The 22,044-nt window shown below is 73.4% G+C and carries 22 protein-coding genes; 7 read left to right on the top strand and 15 right to left on the bottom strand.

Going from position 1 to position 22,044, the window contains the following annotated elements; genetic code table 11:
* Positions 1-94: 94 nt before the first annotated feature.
* Together BGP79_RS06025 and BGP79_RS06020 are read right to left on the bottom strand one after the other, a co-directional pair.
* Positions 95-985 carry an ABC transporter substrate-binding protein gene (locus BGP79_RS06025; protein WP_076693902.1) on the bottom strand — a complete coding sequence of 297 codons (891 nt, stop codon included), beginning with the start codon at positions 983-985 and terminating at the stop codon, positions 95-97.
* Between the two features lie 251 nt (positions 986-1,236).
* Complete coding sequence (locus BGP79_RS06020) at positions 1,237-1,872, bottom strand: TetR/AcrR family transcriptional regulator (protein WP_076693706.1); 636 nt, start codon at positions 1,870-1,872, stop codon at positions 1,237-1,239.
* 59 nt (positions 1,873-1,931) lie between these two features.
* Here BGP79_RS06020 and BGP79_RS06015 point away from each other — a divergent pair, with 59 nt between their 5' ends.
* On the top strand, positions 1,932-3,242 hold the full coding sequence (locus tag BGP79_RS06015; RefSeq protein WP_083701610.1) for an MFS transporter: 1,311 nt from the start codon (positions 1,932-1,934) through the stop codon (positions 3,240-3,242).
* Here the strand turns inward: BGP79_RS06015 and BGP79_RS06010 are convergent.
* From BGP79_RS06010 to BGP79_RS17110, 3 genes are all read right to left on the bottom strand, one after another.
* Entirely contained in the window at positions 3,218-4,057 is an 840-nt protein-coding gene (locus tag BGP79_RS06010; RefSeq protein ID WP_076693705.1) for an oxidoreductase, read from the bottom strand. The genes BGP79_RS06015 and BGP79_RS06010 overlap by 25 nt on opposite strands.
* A gap of 112 nt (positions 4,058-4,169) precedes the next feature.
* Positions 4,170-5,078, bottom strand: coding sequence for an alpha/beta hydrolase (locus BGP79_RS06005; RefSeq protein WP_076693704.1), 909 nt, complete (start codon positions 5,076-5,078; stop codon positions 4,170-4,172).
* 65 nt (positions 5,079-5,143) lie between these two features.
* Complete coding sequence (locus BGP79_RS17110) at positions 5,144-5,938, bottom strand: GAF and ANTAR domain-containing protein (protein WP_083701609.1); 795 nt, start codon at positions 5,936-5,938, stop codon at positions 5,144-5,146.
* 74 nt (positions 5,939-6,012) lie between these two features.
* On the opposite strand from BGP79_RS17110, the gene BGP79_RS05995 reads away from it, so the two are divergent.
* Positions 6,013-6,276: a hypothetical protein gene (locus BGP79_RS05995; protein WP_076693702.1), complete on the top strand. Its 264-nt coding sequence runs from the start codon at positions 6,013-6,015 to the stop codon at positions 6,274-6,276.
* A 90-nt stretch (positions 6,277-6,366) separates the two neighbouring features.
* Here BGP79_RS05995 and BGP79_RS05990 read toward each other — a convergent pair whose 3' ends face one another.
* From BGP79_RS05990 to BGP79_RS05945, 10 genes are all read right to left on the bottom strand, one after another.
* Entirely contained in the window at positions 6,367-6,624 is a 258-nt protein-coding gene (locus BGP79_RS05990) for a DUF6458 family protein (protein ID WP_076693701.1), read from the bottom strand.
* Positions 6,625-6,765: 141 nt separating this feature from the next.
* A complete protein-coding gene (gene hemL, locus BGP79_RS05985; RefSeq protein ID WP_076693700.1) occupies positions 6,766-8,091 on the bottom strand; it encodes a glutamate-1-semialdehyde 2,1-aminomutase in 1,326 nt (441 codons plus the stop codon).
* 5 nt (positions 8,092-8,096) lie between these two features.
* Complete coding sequence (hemB, locus tag BGP79_RS05980; RefSeq protein WP_076693699.1) at positions 8,097-9,074, bottom strand: porphobilinogen synthase; 978 nt, start codon at positions 9,072-9,074, stop codon at positions 8,097-8,099.
* 26 nt (positions 9,075-9,100) lie between these two features.
* Positions 9,101-10,021: a uroporphyrinogen-III synthase gene (locus tag BGP79_RS05975; protein ID WP_076693698.1), complete on the bottom strand. Its 921-nt coding sequence runs from the start codon at positions 10,019-10,021 to the stop codon at positions 9,101-9,103.
* Positions 10,018-11,097, bottom strand: coding sequence for a hydroxymethylbilane synthase (gene hemC / locus BGP79_RS05970; RefSeq protein WP_076693697.1), 1,080 nt, complete (start codon positions 11,095-11,097; stop codon positions 10,018-10,020). Before hemC ends, BGP79_RS05975 begins: the two co-directional genes overlap by 4 nt.
* Positions 11,090-12,301 carry a ferrochelatase gene (locus tag BGP79_RS05965; protein WP_083701608.1) on the bottom strand — a complete coding sequence of 404 codons (1,212 nt, stop codon included), beginning with the start codon at positions 12,299-12,301 and terminating at the stop codon, positions 11,090-11,092. Before BGP79_RS05965 ends, hemC begins: the two co-directional genes overlap by 8 nt.
* Positions 12,298-12,996 carry a hydrogen peroxide-dependent heme synthase gene (gene hemQ / locus BGP79_RS05960; protein WP_076693695.1) on the bottom strand — a complete coding sequence of 233 codons (699 nt, stop codon included), beginning with the start codon at positions 12,994-12,996 and terminating at the stop codon, positions 12,298-12,300. Before hemQ ends, BGP79_RS05965 begins: the two co-directional genes overlap by 4 nt.
* A 54-nt stretch (positions 12,997-13,050) precedes the next feature.
* Entirely contained in the window at positions 13,051-14,559 is a 1,509-nt protein-coding gene (gene hemG / locus BGP79_RS05955) for a protoporphyrinogen oxidase (protein ID WP_083701607.1), read from the bottom strand.
* Entirely contained in the window at positions 14,556-15,635 is a 1,080-nt protein-coding gene (gene hemE / locus BGP79_RS05950; protein ID WP_076693694.1) for a uroporphyrinogen decarboxylase, read from the bottom strand. The genes hemG and hemE overlap by 4 nt, the downstream gene beginning before the upstream one ends.
* A gap of 57 nt (positions 15,636-15,692) precedes the next feature.
* Positions 15,693-15,899 (bottom strand): hypothetical protein, encoded by a 207-nt coding sequence (locus BGP79_RS05945; protein ID WP_076693693.1) that lies wholly within the window; start codon positions 15,897-15,899, stop codon positions 15,693-15,695.
* Positions 15,900-16,197: 298 nt separating this feature from the next.
* Between BGP79_RS05945 and BGP79_RS16870 the strand changes: the two genes are divergently transcribed.
* The 5 genes from BGP79_RS16870 (at position 16,198) to BGP79_RS05920 (ending at position 22,041) form a co-directional block, all read left to right on the top strand.
* Positions 16,198-17,820, top strand: coding sequence for an HNH endonuclease signature motif containing protein (locus BGP79_RS16870; RefSeq protein WP_076693692.1), 1,623 nt, complete (start codon positions 16,198-16,200; stop codon positions 17,818-17,820).
* A 72-nt stretch (positions 17,821-17,892) separates the two neighbouring features.
* The gene (locus BGP79_RS05935) at positions 17,893-19,323 is read left to right on the top strand and encodes a glutamyl-tRNA reductase (protein WP_083701605.1); all 1,431 of its coding nucleotides are present in this window, start codon (positions 17,893-17,895) and stop codon (positions 19,321-19,323) included.
* Between the two features lie 162 nt (positions 19,324-19,485).
* The gene (locus BGP79_RS05930) at positions 19,486-20,136 is read left to right on the top strand and encodes a TetR/AcrR family transcriptional regulator (RefSeq protein ID WP_076693690.1); all 651 of its coding nucleotides are present in this window, start codon (positions 19,486-19,488) and stop codon (positions 20,134-20,136) included.
* Between the two features lie 91 nt (positions 20,137-20,227).
* Entirely contained in the window at positions 20,228-20,455 is a 228-nt protein-coding gene (locus tag BGP79_RS05925; protein ID WP_076693689.1) for a DUF3107 domain-containing protein, read from the top strand.
* A gap of 44 nt (positions 20,456-20,499) precedes the next feature.
* Complete coding sequence (locus BGP79_RS05920; RefSeq protein ID WP_233121182.1) at positions 20,500-22,041, top strand: RNB domain-containing ribonuclease; 1,542 nt, start codon at positions 20,500-20,502, stop codon at positions 22,039-22,041.
* Positions 22,042-22,044: the final 3 nt, after the last annotated feature.

Below are 22,044 nucleotides of genomic sequence, written 5' to 3'. Positions count from 1 at the left end.
TGTCGGTGTGGTCGGTGGTTCCCGAGGCGGCTCGGGACCCGAGCACGGCGCGGCCGCACGTGGTGTGCGACCGCGCCGTGGACGAGTGCGGTGCTTACTTGACGGTGACGGCCTTGCTGCCGGGCTTCCAGTCCTTCGGGGTCTCCCGCTTGGGGTACCACTCCTTGGTCAGCCTGGACCAGGTCCCGTCGGCGACGACCGCGTCGAGCCCGGAGTTCAGGGCGTCGATGAGGGCCTTGTTGTCCTTGTTGACCGCGTAGGCCGTGAAGTTCTGGGTGTTGACGACGCTCTCACCGATCTTGGTGCCGTCGCCCTCCTTCACCTGGCCCTCCGCCTGCTGCGAGGGGGCCACCCAGGCATCGATCTGCCCGTTGCGCACGTTGGCGTAGACGGTGTTGTAGTCGTTGAAGCGCACCGGCTGCAGGCCCAGGGTGTTCGTCACGTAGTCGTCCTGGACGGTGCCCTGCACGACGCCGATCCGGGTGTCGGACTTCAGGTCCGCGAATTTCTGCACCTTCGAGTCGTTCTTCACCACGACGGCCATGTAGCCGAAGTCGTACCCGTTGGTGAAGCCGACGTTCTGGCGCCGCTTGTCGGTCGTCGAGATCGAGGAGGACCCGAGGTCGAACTGCTTGGTGGCGACCTGCGAGAGCAACGCGGAGAAGTCGGTGGAGGCGAACTCGACCTTGAGCCCGAGCTTGGCGGCGATGGCCTTGAGCAGCTCGTTGTCGTAGCCGGTGAAGACGCCGTTCTTGATGAAGATGTTCGGCGGGGCGTCCGAGAGGGTCCCGACGCGCAGCGTGCCGTCGGTGATCAGGTTCAGCTTGGACTTGTCGATCTGCGACACCGGGGTCACGTTCGCGGTCGTGTACTTGTCGGTGTTCTTCTGATCGCTGCCGGCCAGGGCGTTGGCACCGGTGGTGGTGCTCTGCGAGGCGCCGCCCGCACAGGCGCTCAGGCTCACGGCCAGGACGACGGCGGTCATCGCCGTGGTGATGGACTTCAGACGACGGGGCAGGGCCACGGGTGTCTCCTCGATGCGAGCGGCGGGGCGGGTTCACACTCCGCCTTCAGTGGTGAAGGCACGACGATGCGTGCTGACGGCGGTTCCGCGGAGGCGGGACGGCCGGGGTCGACGGGCGACCGTGATGTCGATGCGGCGTGGCGCCGACCGATGGCATCACTCCAGCGTAAGGGCCGCCCCTCCGCCCGGACGACGACGAGCGTCACGCGATGTCACGCCGGGAGCGTGCTCTTCGTCACGCCGTCGACCGCCGCCCCGGCGCTCCGGCTGTGCGTCGCGGCCGCCAGCAGGGACCGGGCCACGGCGCGGGCCCGGTCGACCGGATCGTCCGGTCGTCCCCGCAGCAGACTGCTGAGCACCCCGTTGTAGAGCAGCAGCAGGTCCGCCGCCGTGGCGTCCGCGTCGATGCCCGGGACGTCCGCGGCGAGCGCGGTCAGGCGGGTCGTGACCAGCCGGGTGTCCTGCTCGACCAGGGCGAAGACGGCGTCGACGGCGCCGCTCTCGGGGGCGGGCCGCTCGGAGGCGGTGGCCAGGAAGCAGCACCACTGGGCGGGTCCGGCCGTGGCGCGGAAGGTGGCGATGGCGTCGAACACGGCGAGCAGCCGGTCCTCGGGCGTGCGCGCGGCGTCGACGGCGGCGTCCCAGTGCTGCTGCCAGGAGGCGAGGCGCCGCTCGAGCACCGAGGCGAGCAGGGCGTCCTTGGAGCCGACGTGCCGGTACAGGGTCACGATGGCGACGTCGGCCTCCGTCGCGATGCGGTCCACCCCCGTGACGGCGATGCCCTCGTGGAAGAAGAGCCGCTCGGCGGCGTCGAGGATGCGAGTGCGGGTGTCTTGAACGGCGGCCACCCGTCGAGTATAACGCTCGTTATGGTGAAACGGTCGTTATACATACTCGGGTCGATATCGTGAGGCCCACCGGCGGTGACGGCGACCACGATGACGTCGCCGCCCCGGCCCGCCGGGGCTCCGGCCTCGGCGTCGCGGTCGTCGGCATGCTGCTGATCGCCGCGACCTACGGGCTGGCGCGTTTCGGTGTCGGCCTGTTCGCCCCGGCGCTGGCCGAGGCACGGCCGCAGCTGGTCGCCGTCCTCGGCTGGGCCTCCGCCGCCCAGTTCGCCTCCTACGCGCTGGCGACCACCGTGGCCGCGCGGCTGGTGGACCGGCGGCCGCGGCTCGGCCTGGTCCTGGCCGGCCTCACCGCGACGGTGGGTTGCCTCGGTGTGGCCTCGGCGCAGGAGCCGGTGATGTTCGTGCTCGCGGTGCTGGTCGCCGGGACCGGGGGCGGCTTCGCCTCCCCCGCCCTGGTCCCGATCATCGACGCCGTCGCCGCTCCGCGGATGACCGCGACGGCACAGGCGGTCGTCAACACGGGCACCTCGGTGGGCGTCGTCGCGGTCGGTCTGCTCTCCTTCTCGATCGCGGCACCGGAGCAGGCCTGGACGATCATGGCCGCCGCGTGCGCCGCCATCGGGGTGCTCGCCTGGGCATCCACCCGCCGGCACCCCGAGCCGGCGGGCCGGTCCGCCGCCGGCCGCCCGTCGCAGGAGAACACGGCACGGGAGAACACGGCGCGGGAGAACACGGCGCGGGAGAACACGTCGCGATCCTGGCGAGCGCTGGCCGCACCGGCCGCGGCCGCCGTGACGGTGGGCGCGGGATCGTCGTTGCTCTGGACCTTCGGGCCGCTCATCGTCACCGACGCCGGACTGACCGGACCGGACGCGGTCGGCTGGCTGTGGATCGCGCTCGGGCTCGGCGGGTCCCTGGGGAGTGCCACCGGAGCGCTGGTGACCCGGGTCGGGCTGCGATCGGCGTGGTGCATCGGTGCCGTCGGGGTGGCGGCGGCCAGCGTCGCCCTCGGGGTCGCGGCAGTCATGGGAACCGGCTGGCTCGCTCCCGCCGCCATGGGCGTGTTCGGCGCCGGCTACATCGGGCTCTCCGGCGTGCTGATCCTGTGGGGGCGCCACGCGTGGCCGGGAACGCCGGGCGCCGCGACCTCGGTGCTGTTCAACGCCCTCGCCACCGGGCAGGCCCTGGGCGCCGCCGGTTTCGGCCTACTGCTGGCACCGTTCGGCACGGCGGCCGGCCCACTGGCCGTGGCCGGAGTGGCCGCCGCGCTGAGCGTCGCGGGCGGCCTGCTTCCGGCCCTGGTGGGACGGATCGCGGCGTCACGGCGCCGCCCGGCCACGGCTCAGCCGTTCTCCCCGGCGGGGTAGTCCGTCGTCTCGCTCACGTGGGCCCACGCGTCGATCTCGTCGATGCGCGACTGCAGTTCGTCCCGCACGATGCGGACCGCGTCGCTGCCGAGCAGCAACCGGAACGGTGCCCGGTCGCCCTCGACGGCGTCGATGATCGCCTCCGCGGCCCGGTCCGGGTCCCCCTGCTGGGTGCCGTGGGTGGTGTCGTTCTCCTTGCGGCGCTTCCCCGCGGTGTCGGCGTAGTCGTCGATGACGGCGCGGGACTGGGCGAGCGAACGGCCGGAGAAGTCCGTGCGGAACGCGCCCGGCTCGAGCACCATGACGCGGATGCCGAGGGGACCCACCTCCCGGTTCAGCGCGTCCGAGACACCCTCGAGCGCCGTCTTCGTCGCCGTGTAGTACCCCGAGCCCGGGTTGGACCTCGGCGCGCCGATGGAGGAGACGTTGACGATGGTCCCCGAGCGGCGGCGGCGCATCGGCGGGAGCACCTCCTGGATCAGGTCCACCGGGCCGAAGAAGTTGGTGGCGAACAGCTCGTCGATCTCGTCCCGCGCGGCTTCCTCGACCGCCCCGCGGTACCCGTGGCCGGCGTTGTTGACGAGGACCTCGACCCCGCCGAACCGGTCGGCCGCCGCGACGGCGGACACGACCTGGGCGTGGTCGGTGACGTCGAGGGGAACCGCGAGCGCGGTGTCCGGGTACGCGTCGACGATGTCCCGGACGTGGTCGGGATTCCGCGCCGTGACGACGGCGTGGTGCCCGCGGGCGAGGACCGCCCGGGCGAGGGCGGCGCCCAGTCCGCTCGAGGCTCCGGTGATCAGCCAGGTGGTCATGGGGTGGTCCTTCCGTCGGGATGCGGTGTCCACCTCCATCCGAGCAGGGATCACCCGGTGGAGGGAGATACCGGCAGTACCTCTCTGCCGGCTGCCGGTTCTGCCGGCGGCCTCAGCAGCCCAGGTGACCCGCCAGCCACGCGTCGAGGTGACCGAGGGCCGCACGGGCCATCGGGGTGGCGTGACCGGTGAAGCCGTGGGGACTCGCCGGGTACACTCGCAGGTCCACCGCCACCCCGGCGGCGCACAGTCGGGCCGCCATGGCGAGGTTGTCCTCGAGCAGCACGTCCTCACGGCCGACCACCAGCAGGAGCGGCGGCAGGTCCCGTAGGTCGGCGAAGAGCGGGGAGATGTCCGGGTGGGTGCGATCGGCAGCGGTACCCGCGTAGGCCTGGAGGAAGTACTCGTCCGCGATGAGTCGGCCGGCGGGCGTGGCCGCCGCGAGGTCCCACGTGCCGAACTGCAGGACGGCGGCGTCGTAGGCGGTGATGCCGCGATCGCGCAGACGCACGAGGGCGGCCACGGCGAGGGTGGCGCCGGCGGAGAATCCGGTCATCGCCAGACGCGTGGTGCCGAATCGGGTCGCCGCGTGCTCGGCCAGCCAGAGGGCCGCGGTCTCGACGTCGTCCGGTCCCGCCGGCCAGGGGTGCTCGGGGGCGAGCCGGTAATCGACGCTGACGACGGCGACGCCGAGCGCGTCGACCAGCCGGCGGGCCGCCCGGTCCCCCGCCGCGGCCGAGCCGAGGAAGAAGCCACCCCCGTGGATGTCGAGGAGCACGGCCCTCGGGGGTGCCGCCGGCCGGTGGATGCGCACGGCGACCTCGCGGCCTTCCATGCGGACCGTCTCGACGGTCGGTGGCGGGTCGACCGCGACCGGGGTGGGCACGGCGGCCCGGGTCCGGCGCAGGTCCTCCGGCCCGGTGGGACCGCGACCTGCCGGGCGCCCGACGTAGAACTCACGGGTCTGCGGCACCAGCAGTTCGAGTTCCGGGGCGATCAGGGCGGACAGGTCGAGGCGCACGGCACGAGCCTACGGAAGGACGTGGCGAAGGCGACGGGGTTCATCGCGCAATCCGCCCTCGACGGTCAGGGCAGGTCGCCCGTGTAGTTGACGTCCGCGGCGATGTCGCGCAGGTTCCGGTTCAGGTGCTGGCTCGCGGAGCGCAGCATCTCGAACGCGTGGTCCGCGTCCACCCCGTGCTGGGCCATCAGGATGCCGACCGCGCTTCCGATCCGGCGGCTGCTCGACAGGGCTTCCTCGTCGTGGGAGACGTCCTGCTCGTGCAGCTGCTGCTGGACCACGAGGGCGGCGAACGGGGCGAGGATCACCGCCTCCGCGACGTCCTGGTCGGTGAAGACGTGCGGCTTCGGCGCGTAGAAGTTCAATGCCGCCCGGTTCTGCTGGGAGAGGGAGAGCCGCACGCTGAGCATGCTGTGCACCCCGATCTGCTCGGCGCAGATCGACGCGAAGGCGGGCCACCGGCTCTCGACCGAGAGGTCGTGGCTGACCACCACGTCGTCGACGTCGGCGCTCGCGTCCAGACACGGTCCCTCACCCGTCCGGTACTGCAGCGCGTCGACCGCTCGCGGGACCTGCCCGGTCGAGGCGACGGTCTCCGCCGGCCGGCACGGACGAGCGTCACCCCGGCCTGGTCGGCGTGCGGCATCAACTGGGCGGCGACGGTGACCAGGCGATCGGCATCGGCACGACCGCTGGCACCGATCAGACGCGTCAAGGTACGGAAACTCATTCCCACGGCGTCCGTCTCCGGATGCTGGGCCACGTCGTTCTCGTCCCTCACAGGACTCCCTCCATCGACCCGCGCCACTGCTTGACGCCGACCCGGCCGCACAGGCCCGGATCGTGGGTGCCTCGATCATGCCCCACCCGTCCGACGAAGGGAAACGCCTGCTCGTGAGGACCGGGTTCCCCGGGTGTCGGTAGACTCCCGGGCGTGCCGACCCAGTTGCTGCTCAACGGAGCGCCGGGAGCGGGCAAGTCCACGGTCGCCGCGGCACTGACCCGCGCCCGGAATCGCCGGGCGCATCCGACGCGACCCGAGCAGCCGGAGAACGATCGGTTCGTCGCACCCGAGGACGCCGCGTCCCTGCTCGCCTCGCTGGCCGGGCGGCTCACCCGTCCGGGCGTCCATCGCGTGGACGCCTCCGGCGACGTCGAGACGACCGTGCGAGCGATGGAGACGCTGCTGGGGCGCTGAACGCGCATCACGCCACCACGCACAGGGACCCGGTGGCGGTCATCGTCGTGATGCCACCACCGGGTCCCCGGTGTCGTGCTGGTGTGGTCCTCAGTACTCGGGGTCGTCCAGGGTGCTGGTCCGGCGCGTGACGCGGTCACCGCTGACCGGGTCGACCGCGGACCGGGTCGTCGAGGCGACCGACCGGCGCCGGAACATCAGCAGGATACCGACGAGGAACACCACGACGCCCGCGGCCATCAGGATGTAGCCGGCCATGGTCAGGTCGAGCCAGGCCACCTGGATGTTGACGGCGAATGCGAGGATCGCGCCGATCACGAAGAGGACGACGCCGCCACCGATGCTCATCTGTAGATCTCCCTTCCGGGGGCCGCCTGGTGCGACGCATCCCGTATCGGTCCCGATGATAGGCCCGCGCCCGGTCGATCCCGCCGCGCCGCTGACATGGGTGCGCCGTCCCCACGGGACGCCGCGGCGACGCCGCCCGCGTCAGGCGGTCGGCGTCGCTGCGGCGGCGGCCTCGGCGGCGGCGGGCAGCGCCGCGATCACCGTCTCCATCGCCTCGTCGTCGTGCGCGGCCGAGAGGAACCACGCCTCGAACACCGACGGCGGCAGGTAGACGCCCGCGTCGAGCATCGCGTGGAAGAACGGCGCGAACCGGAAGCTCTCCTGGGCCTGGGCCTGCGCGTAGTCGTGCACCCCGGTGCCCGAGGTGCCGAAGGCGACGCTGAACAGGTTGCCGGCGTGCTGGATGGTGTGGTCGACGCCGGCGGCGTCCAGGGCCGACCGCAGTTCGGCCTGCAACTGCCGGGACAGCCCGTCGACCGTGTCGTAGACGACGCCGTCCGCGTTCTGCAGGGTGGCGACGCCGGCCGCCATCGCCACCGGGTTCCCGGACAGGGTGCCGGCCTGATACACCGGGCCGAGCGGGGCGAGGTACTCCATCACGTCGGCACGGCCGCCGAGCGCCGCGGTGGGAAGGCCGCCGCCGATCACCTTGCCGAAGGTGAACAGATCGGGCTTCCAGCTGCTGGTTCCCGCGTCGTCCATCGTGCTCAGCCCCCAGTACCCCGCGGGGTGGACGCGGAAGCCGGTGAGCACCTCGTCCAGGATCAGCAGCGCACCGTGCTCGGCGGTGATGCGCCGCAGGCCCTCGTTAAAGCCCTCGCCGGGCTCGACGACGCCCATGTTCGCCGGCGCCGCCTCGGTGATGATCGCGGCGATTCGCGAGCCGCGCTCGGCGAAGAGCTCCTCGACGGCGGCCAGGTCGTTGTACGGCAGCACGATGGTGTCCGCGACCGTCCCGGCCGGCACCCCGGCGGAACCGGGCAGGCTCAGCGTCGCGACGCCGGAGCCGGCGGCCACCAGCAGGGCGTCCTCGTGGCCGTGGTAGCAGCCGGCGAACTTGACCACCAGGTCCCGGCCGGTGAATCCACGGGCCAGCCGGATCGCCGTCATCGTCGCCTCGGTGCCGGTGGAGACCATCCGGATCCGCTCGACGGCGGGCACCCGCTGCTGCACCAGTTCGGCCAGCTGCGCCTCGGCGGGGGTGGACGCTCCGAAGGAGAGGCCGCGGTCGACGGCGGCGTGGACGGCCTCGAGCACGCCGGGGTGGGCGTGGCCGAGCAGCAGCGGACCCCACGAGCAGACGAGGTCGACGTACCGGTTGCCGTCGGCGTCGCGCAGCCACGGGCCCTCCCCCGAGACCATGAACGGCGGGACGCCGCCCACGGACCCGAAGGCGCGCACGGGCGAGTTGACCCCGCCCGGCATGAGGCGCTGGGCGGTGGCGAACAGATCGGCGGACGTGGTCATCGGGTTCAGCCCTTCAGTCGGCGGGCGACCTCGGTCGCCCAGTAGGTCAGGATCAGGTCGGCGCCCGCGCGCTTGATGCCGAGCACGGACTCGTCGATGGCGGCCTCGCGGTTGATCCACCCGTTGGCGGCGGCGGCCTCGATCATCGAGTACTCCCCCGAGATCTGGTAGGCGGCGACCGGCACGGTGCTCATCTCGGCCACGTCCCGGAGGATGTCGAGGTAGCTCATGGCGGGCTTGACCATCACCATGTCGGCGCCCTCGTCGATGTCCAGCTGGGTCTCGAGGATCGCCTCGCGGCGATTGGCGGCGTCCATCTGGTAGGTCCGCCGGTCACCCTGCAGGGAGGACTGCACGGCCTCGCGGAACGGCCCGTAGAACGCGCTGGCGTACTTGGCGGAGTAGGCGAGGATCGCGGTGTCGGCGAAACCGGCGTCGTCGAGCGCGGCCCGGATGTGGCCGACCTGGCCGTCCATCATGCCGGACGGGGAGACGACGCGCGCACCGGCCTGGGCCTGCGCGACGCCCATCCGCCCGTAGATCTCCAGGGTCGCGTCGTTGTCGACGCCGCCGCGCTCGTCGAGGACACCGCAGTGACCGTGGTCGGTGAACTCGTCCAGGCACAGGTCGCTCATGAGCACGACGTCGTCGCCGAACTCGGCGTTCAGCTCGGCGAGCGCCACGTTGAGGATGCCGTCGGTCCGGACGGCGCCGCTGCCCACGGCGTCCTGCGTGGTGGGCACCCCGAACAGCATGACCCCGCCCACGCCGGCGTCCGCGGCCTCGTGGACGGCGGCCTTGAGGCTGTCGATGCTGTGGTGCATGACCCCGGGCATCGCGCTGATCGGCTGAGGCTCGGTCAGTCCTTCGCGGACGAACATCGGCAGCACCAGGTCGGCAGGGTGCACGCGCACCTCGGCGGTGAGGCGGCGCAGGGCGGGGGTGGCACGCAGACGGCGGGGGCGGTGCTGGGGGAAACTCATGATTGCCATCCTCTCTCGGTGGTCGGTCATGGCGTCGTGGAGGGGTGCGATCTCGCGCTGGGCGTACCGGTGATCTCCCGCACGGCACGCGCGACGGCGTCGATGACGGCGCTCGCGTCGGCGGTGCCTGCGGTCGTGGAAGCGGGGTGACCGGCATCGGTGGCCGCGGCGGCGGTGGTGGGGCCGATGGCGACGATCGGACAGGGATCCCCGACCGCGAGCCAGCGGCGCAGGGTCGACGGGGAGGTGACGACGACGGCGTCGGGTCGCCGGTCCTGCGCGGCGACGACGGTGAGCGCGCGCTCCCCGACGCCGGAGTCGGTGTCGGGGTCGGCGTCGGGCCCGAGCGCCTCGCCGGAGGCGGCCGGATGGTCGACGGTGCGGTAGGCGGTCACGAAGTTCACGGTCCAGCCGCGGGCGGTCAGCCCCGCCTCCAGGGTGCCGGCGGCGAGATCCGAGTGCGGCAGCAGGACCGCTCGCGGCGTCTCGTCGTCCGACGACTCGTCGCCCGGCAGCTCCGGCCAGGCGGCGAGCAGGGCGTCGGCGCCGGACCCCGTCGCGGGGACCAGGTCGACGCTCACGCCGGCACGCGCCAGGGCGGCTGCGGTGCCGGCGCCGACGGCGGCGACGCGCGCGGCACCGGCCGTCAACAGCTCCGGCAACCCGGTGCCGATCGCGGTGGCCCGACGGGTCAGCGCCGTCACGGTGGTGGCACTCGTGACGGCGAGCCAGCCGTAGCGCCCGGCGCGCAGACCTGCCAGAGCGGCATCGAGCGGGCCGAGGTCGGCCGGCCAGGCGAAGTCGATGACGGGGACGGTCAGCACCGTGGCCCCGGCCTCGCGCAGCGCCGCCCCGAGGGCGCCGGCGCGGGCGGGGCCCCGGGTCAGCGCGATCGTCCGGCCGGCGAGCGGCCGGTCCGGCGCGGGCGAGGACGCAGCGGGGTTCACGCCCGGTCGGAGTCCATCAACTCGCTGCCGGTCGCCGTGGAACGGACCCCGGCCGGGCCGGCGGACGTCGTCGCGCCGTCGTCGGGTCCGGCGGGCATCAGGGCAGCGGCGCCGGCGTCGAGCAGCGCCTCGGCGAGGCCCACCCCGAGGTCACGGGCCGCAGTCACGGCCTCGGCGGTCAGGGCACCGGTCTCATCGGTGACCGGGCCGGTCGTCCTCGTGCTCGCGGAACGTCGCAGCAGGCGGGTGCCGTCGGGCGAGCCGACCACGGCGTCCAGTCGCAGGGCGCCGTCGGCGTGCCGGGCGAAGGCGCCGACCGGGGCGGAGCAGCCGGCCTCGAGCCGGGCGAGCAGGGCCCGCTCGGCGGTGACGGCCGCGCGAGCGGTGACGTCGTCGAGCGCGGCCATCGCGGCGGCGAGCTCCCCGCCGGGCAGCAGGTCCGCGGTGCGCACCTCGACCGCGAGAGCGCCCTGCCCGGGTGCGGGCAGCATGACCGACGGGTCGAGGTAGTCGGTGACGGCGTCGAGCAGGCCGAGCCGGGACAGGCCCGCGCCGGCGAGCACGACGGCGTCGAGCTCCCCGCTGGTGACCTTGCCGAGCCGGGTGGGGACGTTGCCGCGCAGGTCGACGACGGTCAGGTCCGGGCGGGCGGCGCGCAACTGAGCGGCCCGGCGCGGGGAGCCCGTGCCGACGCGGGCGCCGGTGGGCAGGGTGTCCAGCGTGAGCCCGTCGCGGGCGCACATCACGTCCCGTACCTCCGCCCGGGTCGGCACGGCGGCGATGGTCAGCCCGTCCGCGGGCGCGGACGGCAGGTCCTTGAGCGAGTGCACGGCGACGTCGCAGTCCGAGCGCAGCAGCGCGTCCCGCAGGGCGGTGACGAAGACGCCGGTGCCGCCGATCTGGGCGAGCGGGGCCCGGTTGACGTCACCCTCGGTGCGGACCCGGACCAGCTCGACGTCGAAACCGCCCAGCTCGGCGAGCGCGTCCGCGACCATGCCGGACTGCGTGACGGCGAGGTCGCTGCCGCGGGTGCCCAACCGGAGCCGGGCACCCGTGGAGACGAGGGGTTCACCCACGGGGCAGTCTCCCTGCCGGGGCGGCGTCGGCGGGCGGACCGTCCGGGTTCACGGTGAGGTCGCACGCGTCGGAGCCGGCGACGGTGGGCACCGCGCGGCGCTGGTTGGCGCAGCAGTCGGGCCGGCACACGTCGAACCAGGGGCCGAGCTCGGTCTCCGCCGGACGCGGTCCGCCGTCGAGCCGTTCGGCGATCAGGTCCGCCATCCCGGTGATGAACGCGGCATGCGTGCCCGGGGTCGGGGTCCGCACGGCGGCCAGTCCGAGGTCGCGGCAGGTCTCGAGGGCCTCGGTGTCCAGGTCCCAGACGACCTCCATGTGGTCGCTGACGAAGCCGAGCGGCACCAGCAGCACGCCGGCGACACCGTTGGCGGGCAGTCCCGCGAGCGCGTCGTTGACGTCGGGCTCGAGCCACGGCACGGACGGTGGGCCGGAGCGGGACTGGTAGACGAGCGACCAGTCGACATCGCTCTCGTCCGCGGCTGCCCGCTCCATGATCACGCGCGCGTTCGCGAGGTGCTGGGCGACGTAGGCCGCGCCCTCCTCGAAGTCGCGGTCCCGCGGCCCGGAGGCGGCGGCGTCCGCGTTCGGGATGGAGTGCGTGCAGAACAGCACGTGGATCCGCCCCTCCCGCCCGCTCTCGGCGAGCTGGGCGCGGACCTGCGCGAGGCCGTCGGTGACGCCCTCGACGAAGGGGCCGATGAAGCCGGGGTGGTCGAAGTACTGCCGGACCTTGTCGACCCGCAGCTTCCCGACCAGGTTGCGCTCGAGCAGCGCCTTGCCGAAGTCCTCGCGGTACTGGCGGCAGGACGAGTAGCTGGAGTAGGCGCTCGTCGTGATGGCGAGCACCCGCCGGTGACCGTCGGCGTGGGCCTGTTCGAGCACGTCGCCGATGTAGGGGTCCCAGTTCCGGTTGCCCCACAGCAGCGGCAGGTTCACGCCCCGGGCGGCCAGCTCGGCGGTCAGCGCCGCGTGCAGGTCCCGGTTGAGGGCGTTGATGGGGCTCACCCCGCCGAAGTGCCGGTAGTGGTGGGAGACCTCCTCGAGCCGCTCGTCGGGGATGCCGCGACCGCGCGTGACGTTGCGCAGGAACGGGATGACGTCGTCCTGGCCCTCGGGGCCCCCGAAGGAGGCGAGCACGACGGCGTCGTACGCGGCGGGAGGCTGCTCGGGGGCGTGCTCGGCGTCGAGCGCGGGCATGGTCATCGGAGCACCCCGGCGACGTCGGCGGGATCGATCCGGCGGCCCGTGTAGAACGGCACTTCCTCGCGCACGTGCAGCCGCGCGTCGGTGTTGCGCAGGTGGCGCATCAGGTCCACGAGGTCGGTCAGCTCGGGGGCCTCCAGGCCGAGCAGCCACTCCCAGTCGTTCATCGCGAAGCACTGCACGGTGTTGGCGATGACCTGCGGGTACTCGCGGCCGGCCAGCCCGTGGTCGCGGAGCATCGTGCCGCGCTCGGCCGGGTCGAGCAGGTACCAGTCGTAGGAGCGCACGAACGGGTAGACGCACATCCACTCCCCTGCGGGCACGCCGCGGAAGTAGGACGGCGAGTGCTCCTTGGCGAACTCCGCCTCCCGGTGCACCCCCATGGACGAGAACACGAGCCGGGTGGCGGCCAGCGTCTCGGTCCGGCGCAGCGTCCGCAGCGCCGCCTGCAGGGCGTCGGGCTGCGGGGCGTGCAGCCACACCAGCACGTCGGCGTCGGCCCGCATGCCCGAGACGTCGTAGAAGCCGCGGACGGTCACCCCGCCCTCGGCGAGCGTGCCGGTCAGCGTGGCGAGCTCACCCGCGGGGGCGGCCGGCGACGGTGACGAGGTGCGGGCGAACACCGCCCAGAGCGTGTAGTGATCGCCCGTGGACAGGCCGGGCGCAGGTGTCTGCAGGTGGGGGGCAGTGGTCATGCTTCCCAGTCTGCCCCGATCGATCGGCTGACGCTAACCGGACGGACGTGATTTCTACAATTTGTCGAAGAGCTGCGCGGCCTGGGCACGGCTGTCCGCGACCACGGCCGCGAGACCATTCCCGGCGAGCCAGCCGCCGACGACGGCGAGCGTCCCCGTCCCGGGCCCGGTACCGCGTGCCGCGGTACGGATGCGGGCGACCCGGCCGGCGTGTCCGGGGCCGGCAGCGGGCAGCGCGCCGGGCCAGCGGACGACGTCGCTGTCCAGCACCTCGCCCAGCTCGACCCCCAGCAGAGAGGTCGCGTCGCGCCGGGCCGCCTCCAGCACCCGCGCGTCGTCGGCGTAGCGGGCGGCGTTCTCGCCGGGCCGCCCGTAGGAGAGCCGGAGGACGTGGACGCCGGGCCCGGCGGTCTCGGCAGCGGCGTCGGCCAGCCACGCCCACTTGGCGGTGGCGTGGGTCAGGGCCTTCGCCTCGACGCCGGGCACGTCCTCGCCGACGAGCACACCGGTGCCCCGCGGGTGCGCATCGAGCGCGTCGCTGCGGACGACGAGGGTCGCGAGGGTGACGGGGGCTCCGGTCGGGGCGGGCAGGTCGGCCAGGGAGGGGAAGAGCCCGGTGAGCAGCGGGACCGCGGTACCGGCGCCGGCGGCGAGCACCACCCGGTCGGCACGCAGCCGGGCCGTTCCCTCGGGGGCTGCCGTTCCCCCCGCGCCCGTCGTCACGTGCCAGTCGTCGTCGTCTCGGTGCAGCCCGGTCACCGCGTGGCCGAGCCGGACCTCGCCACCCTGTGCCTCGATGCGGTCGACCAGGGCGTCGACGAGCCGATGCATGCCACCACGGAGAGAGCCGACCGAGGAGCCGGCCTTGGCCGCACTGCGGAGCCGGGCGACGCCGGCGGCCAGCGATCCCGTCTCCTCGAGGGCAGCCAGCAGACCGGGAGCGACGGCCTGGGCGTCCAGCGCGTCGGGATCGGCGGCGTGAACCCCGGAGACGACGGGACGGACGAGCCGGTCGAGGACCTGCTCCCCCATCCGGGTGCGGACCACGGTGCCGAGGCTCGGCGGCGTCGGCGCCCCGGGGGTGAGCGCGGCGGGCACCGGGTCGGTCGCGTCGTGCCGGGCCCGGTCGAGGGCGTCGGGGCCGAGCGCGGCGCGCAGGGAGACATCGTCCAGATCGGTGGGGATGCCGAGCAGGCCCGCCCGGGGCAGCGGCCAGGTGCCGTCCCGGTGGGCGATCCACGCGCCGGCCGGATCCGGCGCGACGATCTCCCCGCCGAGGCCGAGGTCCCGGGCCAGGTCGGCCACCGCGGTGCTGCGCGTGGCGAAGGACTCGGCGCCGGCGTCCAGGTCGAGTCCGGCCACCTCGTGCCGGGCCACGCTTCCCCCGGGCACGTCGGCGGCGTCGAGCACGACGACGCGCAGGCCTGCGGCGGCCGCGCGCTCAGCGACGATCAGCCCGGCGACACCGGCGCCGATCACGACGACGGCGGTGCGCTCGACGTCGTCCTGCTCCGTCGTGTCCTGCTCAGTCTTGTCAGGCGCCGCCTTGTCGGGTGCCGTCACTGGGGCACCTCGTGGACGAGCTCGACGATCCGGGTCAGCACCTCCGGGTCGGTCGTGGGCGGGACGCCGTGGCCGAGGTTGACGACGTGGCCGGGGGCGGACTCGCCACGGCGCAGCACGTCGCGCACGTGCTGCTCGAGCACCTCCCACGGGGCGGCAAGCAGGGCGGGGTCGATGTTGCCCTGCAGGGGCACGTTCCCGCCGAGCCGGCGGGAGGCCTCGTCGAGCGGCAGCCGGTAGTCGACGCCGACGGCGGTGGCCCCGGCGGCGTGCATGGCCGGGAGCAGTTCACTGGTGCCGGTGCCGAAGTGGATGCGGGGCACGGGCAGGTCCGCGACGTGGTCGAAGGCGCGGGTGGAGGCCGGGGCGGCGTGGGCCTCGTAGTCGGCGGCGGAGAGGGAGCCGGCCCAGGAGTCGAAGAGCTGGCAGGCGGAGGCACCGGCCTCGATCTGGGCGCGGAGGAAGGCACCGGAGAGGTCGGCGGCCCAGGAGGTCAGGGCGCGCCAGGTCCCGGGGTCGGCGTGCATCAGCGTGCGCGGACCCAGGTGGTCGCGGGACGGGCCGCCCTCGACCATGTAGGCCGCGAGGGTGAAGGGGGCACCGGCGAAGCCGATCAGCGGGGTGGTGCCCAGCTGGGCGACGGTCAGGGCGACCGCCTCCCGGATGGCGGTGAAGTCGACGTCGTCCAGCGAGGGAAGGGCGGCGACGTCGGCGGGGGTGCGCACGGGGGCGCCGAGCACCGGGCCCTTGCCTGCGACGATGTCGACGTCGACCCCGGCCAGCCGGAGGGGTACGACGATGTCGGAGAAGAAGATGGCGGCGTCCACCTGGTGGCGGCGCACCGGTTGCAGGGTGATCTCGGCGGCGAGGTCGGGGCGCAGGCAGGACTCGAGCATCCCGATGCCCTCGCGCGCGGCTCGGTACTCGGGCAGGGAGCGGCCGGCCTGACGCATGAACCAGACGGCACGGGACCCGGTCCGTTCACCGCGCAGGGCACGCAGCAGGGGGCTGTCGGCGGTCCGGCCGTCCGTCAGCGGATGCTCGGCGGGCAGGGCGGGGACGGCTGCGGTGCTCATGGTCTCCGATTGTGCCTGCCGGGCGGGTGCCGGGGCGAACCGGGGGCGCGGGGAGGGTCAGCTGTCCCGGCGGTCGAGCGGGTCATCCCGGGCGGGGAACCGCTTCTCGTCGCGACGCTGAACCGCCGCGAGAAGAGCCGAGAGCGCGAGCGACGTGCCGACGGCGACCAGCGGGAAGACCGAATGCACCCAGAGGCTGCCGCCGACGGCCAGGACGACGATTGCGAGAGTTCCGACGACGTGCCGCGGGCGGACCTTGCTCATGCGGATGGTCTACCAGATCGCAGTCGTGGGGAGTCCGGTATCGCCGCGTAGCCGGGTTGTCCACAGGGTGCCCGCTCCAGCGAGTTCTGTGGGTGGTGGCTGGTGTAGTGGGGTCATGGAGGCACCACGGGATCCGGCACAGGGCGAGCTGTTGCCCTTTCTGTCGCGTGCTTCCGCTCCCGGCCGGGCATCCGGGCCTGCACCCGGCACTCCTGGCGAGGCGCCGCCTCCGTTCGTCGTTACCGAGGCGGTCGCACGGCTGCAGGACCCCGACGCGCTGCCGGACTCCGACGCGGCGGTGGCCGCACTCGAGGAGGTGCGGCGGCTGGAATCGTGGCTCGCCTGGACGAAACATCGGGTGATCCGGTCGACCATGGCGCTCGCCGCGGCCGAGCACGAACACTGGGTCGATGCCCACCCGGTCGACGAGAGTCTCGGGCTCTCCCGCGCCGAACGGCTCGCCGTCAGAGACCGGAGTGCCGTCGCGGAGATCGCCGGCGCCCTCCACATCGGTGAGGACGCGGCCCACCGCCTGGTGGTCAGGGCCGACGTCCTCACCGATCACCTGCCCGCCGCCGACGCCGCCCTGCGTGCCGGCCTCATCACGGGCGCCGCAGCCGGATTCATCGCCACCGAGGCAGCCGAGTACGTCGAGGTCCGGACGGGCGCCGTGGACCCGGAGCAGATCGCGGTCATCGATCGGGCCATCGAGCTGACCGAGACGGTCCTGCTGAGCCACGCGGTGGCCGGATGCCGCCCGGAGTCGTTGAAGGCGCGCGCCCGCAGGCTGCGCGACCAGTGCCATCCGAGGTCCTTCCACGACCGGCACGAGGCCGCCATGGCCGACCGGTACGTCCGGGTCACGCCGGACCGCGACGGCATGGCCCGCCTGGCGGCACTGCTGCCGGCCGCGATCGCCGTCGGCATCGACGCGCGACTGAGCGCCCTGGCACGCACGCTGCAGCAGGTCGATGGGCCGCGCGCGAGCGACGCCGTCGATGTCCCTCCGACGGCGTCGACCACGACGACGACGCGCACGCTCACCCAGCTGCGCGCCGACGTACTGGCCGATCTGATGTCCGAGGCCGGAGGCCTCGAGTCGAATCCCGGGTCGCCCGTCACCACCGCGCCGGCCTCTCGCCTGCTGCTCACCATGCCGGCCACCACCCTGCTCGGCGGGGACGATCCTGCCGTCCTCGGCGCCTTCGGACCCATCGGAGCGGCCGACGCCCGCCGACTCGCGGCAGCCGCGACGTGCTTCCTGCTGGGCGTCACGACGCACGCGAGCGCGCCCGACCACCCCGACGACGCTCCCCCCATGGCGACCTCGTGTGACCCGACGGCCTCCTCCCCACCGGGTTCTCCTGCGTGGTCAGTTCCACCGACGGTCCCGGGTCAGCCCGCGTCATCCGGCCCCCCGGGAACCTCCCACGCACCCGCGACGTCTGCACCGCCTGCACCAGCGGATACGACCGGCACCTCCGATCGACCGACGCCGTCCTGCCCACCTGCGCACGCGGCCTTCAGGGCCGGGCCACTGCCGCCGACTCCACCCGAGAGGGCCATAACGGGCGAGGTCGCGGTCATCCCCGTCGTCCTCACGGACGGACAGCTGTACCGCATCCCGGATCGGCTGCGCCGGGCACTGGCGGTCCGGGACGGCACCTGTCGGTTCCCCGGGTGCCGCCGATCCGCGGAGACCTGCGACATCGATCACGTCGTGCCCTGGGCGGACGGTGGCCTGAGCGAGCCGGCGAACCTGGCCCACCTCTGCCGGCGACACCACGTGCTCAAGCACCACTCGGCCTGGTCGGTGACGGCGGAGACCTCGCCGACCGAGTCGCCGGGAGCCGACCGGCTGATCTGGACGTCGCCCACCGGACGACGCCTGCTCACGACGCCGGAGCCCCCGCCGTTCTGAGGACATCCGCCGATGTCATCCCCATCACGTCCACCGCCTCACGCCGATCCGAGCCGCTACCATGGAGGGGTTGTGCCTCTTCTCTCATTGGTCGCGTCACACGCGGATCAGGATCTCGAGACCATCGCCCGCCTGAGCGAGGGTCATGGCGGGCTGCCCGCCCGCCTCCTCGCGGATGCCGACATCAACGGCATCGTCTCCCTCGCCACCTGCAACCGCTTCGAGCTCTACCTCGACGTGGATCAGGACGCCGATCCGGACGCCGTGCGCGAGACCGTCGTCGCCTCCGTGGTCGAGGACGCCCCGGTCGGTTCCGACACCGCTCGCGCCGCCTTCCGCGTGCTGAGCGGGCGCACCGTGGCCGAACACCTCTTCGCGGTCGTCGCCGGCCTGGACTCCGCCGTCATCGGCGAACGCGAGATCGCCGGTCAGGCCCGCCGGGCACTCGGCTCCGCCCAGGCGAAGCACCACGCCACCGGCTCACTGATCCGTCTCTTCGAGACCGCGGCACGCACCGGCAAGGACGTCGGTTCCTCCACCACGCTCGGCGCTCGCGGCCGCTCCATCGTCTCGGTCGCTCTCGACCTGGCCGCGGACATCGCCAGCGCTCCGCTCGCCGGCGCCACCGCCCTGGTCATCGGCACGGGCGCCTACGCCGGCGCCACCGTCGCCTCGCTGCGCGAACGCGGCTGCACCGACATCCGGGTGTACTCCGGTTCGGGCCGGGCCCCTGCCTTCGTCGCCAAGCGTGGCGGAACCGCCGTCGACGCCGCGGGACTGCGCGACGCGATCGCCGACGCCGCCGTCATCGTCGGCTGCAGTGGATCCCGCCACCGCGTCACCCCTGAGCAGTTCGCCGCTGCCCTGCCCGAGGGACACCAGGTGACCGTCGTCGATCTGGCCCTCTCCCGCGACTTCGAGCCCGAGGTCGCCGACCTCCCCGGTGTCGAACTGATCACCCTCGAATCCGTCCGGATGGCCGCTCCGAGCGAGGCCACCCTGCCGGTGCTGCAGGCCATGGACATCGTCTCCCGCGCCGCCCAGGACTTCCACGACAAGCAGGCCGCCCGCGACGTCGACGGCGCCATCGTGGCCCTGCGCCGGCACACCATGGACGTCCTGGAGACCGAGCTCGAGCGCGTGCGCGCCCAGCACGGCTGCACCGCCGCCGCCGAGGAGGTCGAGTTCGCGATGCGGCGCATGGTCAAGTCGCTGCTGCACGTGCCCACGGTGCGCGCCAAGGAGATGGCCGCTCGCGGCGAGCAGGACACCTACATCGAGGGTCTGCGCGCGGTCTACGGCATCGAGCCGGTCGCCCGCGGCGCGAAGCAGCCCGCCACCGCGGCGACCGACGTCAGCGTTCCCGCCGTGCACCCCACCGCCCTGCCGCAGCAGGCCACGGGCACGGACGACGCGAACCCGTCCCTGGACGCGTTCACCACGGCACCGGTCATCGACGCGGACCCCCAGGCCGACGGGCCCAGCTGCCCGTTCCGTCCCTGACGTCTCTCCCCACCGCCGTCCTCGGCAGCGCGCCGCGCTCGGTCGGGTGGACCGGTGTCCCTGAACGCTACCCGGCGGTAAGCTGACCGGACCCGGATGTCGCTGGCTCCCGAAGACGCCCGGGCCGTCGGTCGTCATCCGGGAGAGGAGTGCGAGCAGACCATGGCATCGAACTCCCCCGCTTCCCCCGGGCGCAGCGCCCGCCTGCCGCGCGAGGAACGCCGCCGGCAGCTCCTCGCCGCCGCCCACCACGTCTTCGTCACCAACGGTTACCACGCCGCCGCGATGGACGAGATCGCGGTCACCGCGCACGTGAGCAAGCCCGTGCTCTACCAGCACTTCCCCGGCAAGCACGAGCTGTACCTGGCCCTGCTCGACGAACACCTCGCCCGGCTCACCGGTCAGCTCAAGCGCGCGCTGACCACCGCGGACACCAACGGCGAGCGCGTCCGCAACAGCATCGCCGCCTACTACGAGTTCGTCGCCCGCGACGACCAGGCCCACCGGCTCGTCTTCGAGTCCGACCTGCTCAACGACACCGCTGTCGCCGCCCGGCTCGAGGAGTTCCACCGGGCGTACGCCGAAGCCGTCGGCCGCGTGATCGTCGAGGACACCGACCTGCCGCTGGACCAGGCCGTCATGCTCGGGCGCACTCTCACCGGTCTCGCGCAGGTCAGCGCCCGCTACTGGGTGCAGACCGGCGGCATCGACCAGGCCACGGCCGTGGACCTCATCTCCCGCCTGGCCTGGCGCGGGATCGGCGGGTTTCAGCGCAGAGCGGACGATCCGACCGGTGACGTGACGCACCCCTAGACTGATCTGGATGTGCCCGCCCGGCTCACCGGTGATCGCTTCACGGCCCGGGCGCGGCGACCACCGTTCACGAGTGTGAGGAGTCCCCGGCATGGAGATCAAGATCGGCATCCAGAATGTGGGCCGGGAGATCGTGTTCGAGTCCGACCAGACCGCGGAGGCGGTGACGGCGGCCGTGGCCGAGAGCATCGCGAAGGGCACCGTCCTCTCCCTGTCCGACACCAAGGGCCGGCAGATCATCGTCCCCAGCGGTGTGCTCGCCTACGTGGAGGTCGGTACGGAGGAGCAGCGCCGGGTCGGCTTCGGCGCCCTCCTGTGACGCCCACCGACGCGGCCGTCGCGGTCCTGACCTAGGGACGCGGTGTGGCGGCGCACACGATCCCCTGGATCCGTCCCGAGGACGCCCAGCAGGAGCTGGCCGAGTCCCTCGCGGCGCTGCGTGACGCCACGGGCGTGCCCGCGGAATTCCCTCCGCCGGTCCTCGCCGAGACCGCCGCCGTCATCCGCGACTACCGATTGCCGGACGACGACGCCACCGACCTCCCGTTCCTGACGATCGACCCGCCGGGCAGCCTGGACCTCGATCAGGCCCTGCACATCGAGCGGGCGCCGGGCGGCTACATCGTCCGCTACGCCATCGCCGACCTGCCGGCCTTCGTGCCCCTCGGCGGCGCGCTCGACGAGGCCACCCGCCAACGCGGTCAGACCTTCTACGCCCCCGACGGCCGCATTCCGCTGCACCCCGCCGCCATCAGTGAGGACGCCGCGTCGCTGCTGCCCGGACAGGTCCGCGGCGCCTACCTCTTCACGCACCGCCTCGACGCCGACGGCGCCGTCACCCGCACCGATCTGACCCGCGCGAGCGTGCGCAGCCGCGCCCGCCTGGATTACGAGACGGTCCAGCGCAGCCTCGACGACGGGACCGCGGACGACGTCCTCGTGCTGTTGCGCGAGGTCGGCCTGCTCCGCGTCGAGCAGGAGCGGCTGCGCGGCGGGGCCAGCCTCAATCTGCCCGAGCAGCAGATCGTCCGCTCCGACGGCGGGTACGCCCTGCAGAACCGGCCGGCGCGGCCGATCGAGGACGCCAACGCCCAGATCTCCCTGCTCACCGGGATGAGCGCCGCCCGGATCATGCTCGACGGCGGGCTCGGCGTGCTGCGGACCATGCCCGCGCCGGACCCGGGGTCGATCGACCGCTACCGCGAGCAGGCCCGGGCCCTGGGTCACCCCTGGCCGGCCGAGACCACCTACGGCGAGTTCCTGCGCAGCCTGCACCCGGACCGGCCCGCGCACCTCGCCCTGCTTCACGCGGCGACCTCCCTCTTCCGCGGCGCCGGCTACACCGCCTTCGACGGTGCCCCTCCCGCCGACCCCGAGCAGTCCGCCGTCGCTGCCCCCTACGCCCACACCACCGCTCCCCTGCGCCGCCTGGTCGACCGGTTCGTCCTGCCCACCTGCCTCGCCCTCGTCGAGGGTCGTGAGGTTCCCGAGGATGTCCGGCGGGCGCTGCCCGAGCTCCCGGACCTGATGCGCGACTCCGACCGGCGTGCCGGTGAACTCGACCGGTCCGCGCTCGACGCCGTGGAGGCCGCCGTGCTCGCGGCCCACGTCGGTCAGGTGTTCGACGCCGTCGTGCTCGTCGGCACGGAGGACGGCACCGGCAACGGATCCGCGAACGGCCACGCGAACGGCAATGGCGGTGGCAATGGCTCGAGCAGCAGCGGCAACGGGTCGAACGGGAACGGGTCGAACGGGAACGGCAAGCCGCCCAGCGGCACCATCCAGGTGCTCGAACCGGTCGTGAGCGCGCGCTGCACCGGGACGATGACCACCGGTTCGACGGTCCGCGCCCGGTTGACCTCGGCGGACATCCGACGGCGCAGCGTCACCTTCGAACTCGCCTGAGCC

It is taken from the genome of Tersicoccus sp. Bi-70 (assembly GCF_001968825.1).
Taxonomy (GTDB): domain Bacteria; phylum Actinomycetota; class Actinomycetes; order Actinomycetales; family Micrococcaceae; genus Tersicoccus.
Note: the sequence above shows the minus strand (reverse complement) of the source record. Positions and strands in the feature narration are given on the sequence as shown.

Bases quoted from the DNA above. Each gene is read 5' to 3' on its own strand.
- hemQ (WP_076693695.1), bottom strand. From the start codon at position 12,996: ATGACCACTGCCCCCCACCTGCAGACACCTGCGCCCGGCCTGTCCACG.
- hemL (WP_076693700.1), bottom strand. From the start codon at position 8,091: ATGACCACGTCCGCCGATCTGTTCGCCACCGCCCAGCGCCTCATGCCG.
- BGP79_RS05965 (WP_083701608.1), bottom strand. From the start codon at position 12,301: ATGACCATGCCCGCGCTCGACGCCGAGCACGCCCCCGAGCAGCCTCCC.
- BGP79_RS06010 (WP_076693705.1), bottom strand. From the start codon at position 4,057: ATGACCACCTGGCTGATCACCGGAGCCTCGAGCGGACTGGGCGCCGCC.
- BGP79_RS17110 (WP_083701609.1), bottom strand. From the start codon at position 5,938: ATGATCGAGGCACCCACGATCCGGGCCTGTGCGGCCGGGTCGGCGTCA.
- BGP79_RS05990 (WP_076693701.1), bottom strand. From the start codon at position 6,624: ATGAGCATCGGTGGCGGCGTCGTCCTCTTCGTGATCGGCGCGATCCTC.
- BGP79_RS06025 (WP_076693902.1), bottom strand. From the start codon at position 985: ATGACCGCCGTCGTCCTGGCCGTGAGCCTGAGCGCCTGTGCGGGCGGC.
- hemB (WP_076693699.1), bottom strand. From the start codon at position 9,074: ATGAGTTTCCCCCAGCACCGCCCCCGCCGTCTGCGTGCCACCCCCGCC.
- BGP79_RS05945 (WP_076693693.1), bottom strand. From the start codon at position 15,899: ATGAGCAAGGTCCGCCCGCGGCACGTCGTCGGAACTCTCGCAATCGTC.
- BGP79_RS05925 (WP_076693689.1), top strand. From the start codon at position 20,228: ATGGAGATCAAGATCGGCATCCAGAATGTGGGCCGGGAGATCGTGTTC.
- BGP79_RS05930 (WP_076693690.1), top strand. From the start codon at position 19,486: ATGGCATCGAACTCCCCCGCTTCCCCCGGGCGCAGCGCCCGCCTGCCG.
- hemE (WP_076693694.1), bottom strand. From the start codon at position 15,635: ATGAGCACCGCAGCCGTCCCCGCCCTGCCCGCCGAGCATCCGCTGACG.